At 57.9% G+C, this 4,685-nt stretch carries 2 protein-coding genes; both read left to right on the forward strand.

What is annotated here, in order from left to right; translation table 11 throughout:
- On the forward strand, nt 1-3,853 hold a 3,853-nt coding region (locus OQE62_RS19165), incomplete at its 5' end, for an RHS repeat-associated core domain-containing protein (RefSeq protein ID WP_265723651.1).
- Between the two features lie 14 nt (nt 3,854-3,867).
- The gene (locus tag OQE62_RS19170) at nt 3,868-4,383 is read left to right on the forward strand and encodes a hypothetical protein (protein WP_265723652.1); all 516 of its coding nucleotides are present in this window, start codon (nt 3,868-3,870) and stop codon (nt 4,381-4,383) included.
- Nucleotides 4,384-4,685 lie beyond the last annotated feature (302 nt).

Raw genomic sequence — 4,685 nt, forward strand, 5'->3', positions numbered from 1 at the left:
CCGGCTCAAGAAGCAGCGTCTTCGGCTGTCGAGGAACAGGGGGGCGCAGACCAGTGGTGCCGATTTCTCCGACCTGGAAACCGTGGACGCTCCCGCCTCCCAGACAACGACTTCACAGCCGGCGGGGCAATCCGGCTCTACCGGCTCCGGCAACTCCGGGCGCGGCGACACCGCCGACAGCCGTAATCGTACGAGCGATTCCTCCGAACCCGACAACACCAGTAGCGAAACCGGCCAGAACCACAACGGCGACAGCAGCCAGAACAACGAAAAGGCGCTGGAGGGCGGTGAGCCCATCAACCTCAAGACCGGCGAGGAACGACTCACTCTGGTGGATGCCGTGCTGGACGGCCCCCTGCCCTTCACGCTGGCGCGCACCTACCGCAGCAGCAACCCGAAAGATTTCGGCATGGGTTGCGGCTGGACCCACACCCTCGGAGAACGGCTGGTATGGCGTGGCAAAGGTAAAGCGCTGCATTTTCACGACGCCGAGGGCCGCGTCATCGCCCTGCCTGCGGCCGGCGCCAGCGGCCGCAGCCACAATGTGGTGGAAAAGCTCAGCCTCACCCGCGTCGACGACGATCACTGGATCATCGCCCCCTACGGTGCACCGAACGGAGTACAGAAACACTTCAAGCCCGCCGATGTCTATTCGGACCATTTCTCCCTGTCGGAGATCCGCGACGGCTACGGCAACTTCCACCGCTTTCACTATGTGGACAACCGCCTGATCTGCGTCGAGAGCAGCCTCGGCGAGGCCCTGCATATCACACCCGCCGATGACGCCAACGGCCGTATCGGCACCCTGAAGAAAGAGACCCGCGACGGCCGCATCAGCACCATCGCCAATTACCGCTACAGCGAAGAAGGCGACCTGATTCAGGCCACCGACGCGGACGGCCACAGCGAGCAATACCGGTATCGCCGGCACGTGATCGCGCAGCGCACCCTGAAAAGCGGCTACAACTTCTATTTCGAGTGGGATGCCGAGGGCCCGGCCGCCCGCTGCGTGCGCCAGTGGGGCGACCCCATCGACGGCCAGCCCACCTACAGCTACCGGTTCGAGTGGGACGACAACGGCCGCGGCGTGACCGTCACCGACACCCGCGGCGGCCGGGAACGCTACCGCTTCAACGAGCGCGCCCTGCCCATCTACCACCGCGACGCGGAGGGCGCCGAAACCCTCTACGAGTACAATGCGCTGGGCCAGGTCACTCGTGTGCAGCTCCCCGGCGAAGAGGGGCAGCCCAGGGAAGAACACTTCGAATACGACCGCTACGGCCGCCTGGTCAAGAAGACCGACGCCACCGGTGGCACACACCGGATCGAATACAACACCGAGGGCCTGCCGGCCAGCGTCACCGACCCAGCCGGCCACGCCTGGCAGCGCCGCTACAACAAAAAAGGCCAGATTACCGAGAGCGTCGATCCGCTCGGTAACGCTACAAGCTATACCTACAACCCCATCGGCCTGGTGGGCAGCGTCAGCGATCCGCTGGGCAACACCACCCGCTACCTGTGGAACCCCCAGGGCAAACTCAGCGCCGTGCACGACCCCCTGGGTCGCTCCCGCCACTATCGCTACGACAACGCCCAGCGACTGGTGGAAGTCCGACAAGGTGCACAACAGGACGCCGACCAAAACGGGGCCGGCCAGAGCACCCGCTACGAATACGACGCACAGGACCGTATCAGTGCCGTGATCGCGCCCGACGGCGCCCGTACAGAGTACCGATACAATGCCCAGGGCCTGGTAGCGGCAATCACCGACCCGGAGGGCCGCAGCACCCGCTATGACTACGACGGCCTCAGCCAGGTAAAAACCCGCACCAATCCCGATGGCAGCCGCCTCGAATACCACTACGACGGCGAGCGCAATCTGGTGGGCCTCACCAACGAAAAGGGCGAGCGCTACCAGCTCAAGTACGACCTGGCCGAACGCCTGATCGAAGAAGTCGGCTTCGACGGTCGCACCACCCGCTACGCCTACAATCGTGCCGGCCACCTGATTGCCAGCCGCGCCGTCACCGAGTCCAGCGGCAAAGGGCTGGACACCGCCTTCGAGCGCGACCCCTTCGGGCGGCTGTTGCGGGAGATCACCCCCGACGGCGTCACCAGCTTCCGCTACAACCGCACCGGCCAGCTGACCCAGGCGGAAAACGAACAGCGCAAACTGCGCTGGCAGTACGACGCCTGCGGACGCGTGATCGCCGACTGGCAGGACCAGTACAAGATCAGCCACCGCTACGACGCCGCCGGCAACCGTATCGGCAGCACCCTGCCGAACGGCGAAGAACTCAAGTTCGGCTACAACCCCGCGGGCCAATTCGAAAGCCTGCGCCGCCGCCCCGCCGACAGCGAAGCGGAACAGCTACTCGCCGCCATCGACCGCGACGCCCAGGGCCGCGAGACCCGGCGCACCCACGGCAACGGACTCGCCAGCGAACGGGACTATGACCCCCAGGGCCGCCTGCAAAAGATGCGCCTCAAGGCCGCCAGCCCCGTAAGCGATCCCACGCAAAAGCCCCTGCACCAGCGCGGCTACCACTACAACCGCGCCGGCCAGATAGCGCAGATAGACGACAGCCTGCGCGGCAGCCGCCACTACCACTACGACGCCCTGGACCGCCTCACCCAGGTGGACGGCCCGAACCCGGAGCACTTCGTCCACGACCCGGCCCACAATATCCTCGCCGTCGCCGGCAGCCGGGAAGAAGCCAAAGAACAAGCGGGAAACACCCAGGTCAGCGGCAACCGCCTCGCCTTCCGCGGCGACACCCACTACCGCTACGACGTCCATGGCAACCGCATCGCAGCGCTAAGAGGCAAAGGACAAAAACTGCAGACCCGCTACCGCTACAACAGCCGGCAGCAGCTGGTCCGGGTGGAGCAACTAAAGGTCGAGGAGAGCGGAAAGGAAAAACACCAGAGGGAGACCCACTACCAATACGACCCGCTGGGCCGGCGTATTGCCAAAACCGATGACGAAAAGCAGGTAGAGTTCCTCTGGGACGGCGACGTACTGCTGCGCGAGACAGCGCGCGACATCGACAGCGGTCAGGACCTCAGCGCACGTACCTACTACTTCGAGCCAGGCACCTTCAAACCGATCGCACTGAGCGAGGACGGCGAGGTCTACCACTACCATCTCGACCACCTGGGTACGCCCGATGCATTGACGGATAGTGAAGGGAAGATTGCCTGGAGCGTCAGCTATAAGACCTACGGCAATGTAGCCATCGAGCACAGCAACCGGATTGAGCAACCGATTCGGTTTCAGGGGCAGTATTTCGATGAGGAATCCGGGCTGCATTATAACCGGTTTCGGTATTATGATCCGGAGGTGGGGCAGTTTACAGGCCCAGACCCTATTGGCTTACTGGGCGGCATCAATAATTATCAGTATGTACCAAATACAGTAGCATGGATTGACCCGCTTGGTCTCAAATGTAAAGAAATAATAAACGACAGGAACAACTTCAGTAACAAATATGGAGACCGTTTCAGCACAGAAACTGAAGCAGATGCCGCTTGGAAAGTTTATCAGGAGAGCAGCACCAGCAGAGAAGAGTTAGTTATAGGTAGACTGCCTGATACCGAAGCTGGCGAACAACTGGGAATGAGGCGCCTAAACAATCCAGATTGGACAATCAATGTGAATGATGCTTGGATTCAAGGCGGCATAGATGCCAACAAACCATTTTATTTAGGATCCGACCCAACCATATCCAACCTGAGATCTAGGCCATATCCGCATGGTGACTACCCTACAACTGTCACGTTCAGAGAGTTGAAGCAACTCCGAGCGGCTGGCTATAGCCGCGAGGGAGATTACATGGTTCCGGCGAATTAACCCAGGTGGCAACTATGACTCCTACTTACGAATATTTGCATTTTATTGAACGCCTTGAAAATACGACTTTCGGAAAAAAAAATAACAGACCTATCCTATTAGAGGATGTATCAGAGTTTATTGATTTCTATTTTCATGCCAGCAAGGACGAAAAAAGTACCATCACGAGCTTAATTCAGGGAAAAATTGGTTTAACTCTAATAAGCTACTCTGGAGAAATGTCAGCCATGGCAATAGATACAAATGAAGAACGCTGGCTGGAAAAAGCTTTGATGCTACATATTATAGAAGGGTTCAAATTCGATTACAGAGAAAACATTCGCAGGCTAGTCTTTATCAATCATGCAGCTAATCGCATAGGGGTAGAACTTTTCCCACTTGCAAAGAATTTATTTAATTTTGCCTCCAATGACGTGGAAAAGAGATTGCTAGAATTCTTTGATCGACCTCAGGAATTAAACTCTCTAAATATTTATGGCATGCAAGAAGTTAAAGTAAAAAATAAAACTAAGTTTAAACCAACAACTTAGCCTTCATGATCTATATGATAATTGCACAAAATATTCAGACAACTATGTAATCTTGCAGGCTGCAAAAAAATAGGAAACTACTGGCTGAAGAAAGCCTATCAAGTATACGGCTCGACCCCAAAGACTCCCTCTGAGCTGCAAAGACAATCAAGAGAGTTCAAAGCACAAACCTCAAACTATGACACCCTCTCAGGAACCCGGGTACCAACATGTCTATTCTCAGTCAAGACAAACGGATGACCAACGTCACCTGCCCACTCGGCAAGGACGCGATGGTTGTCACAACGATAGACGGCGAGGAG

The organism is Microbulbifer halophilus (genome assembly GCF_026183675.1).
Classification (GTDB): Bacteria; Pseudomonadota; Gammaproteobacteria; order Pseudomonadales; family Cellvibrionaceae; genus Microbulbifer; species Microbulbifer halophilus.

Bases quoted from the DNA above. Each gene is read 5' to 3' on its own strand.
- OQE62_RS19170 (WP_265723652.1), top strand. From the start codon at position 3,868: ATGACTCCTACTTACGAATATTTGCATTTTATTGAACGCCTTGAAAAT.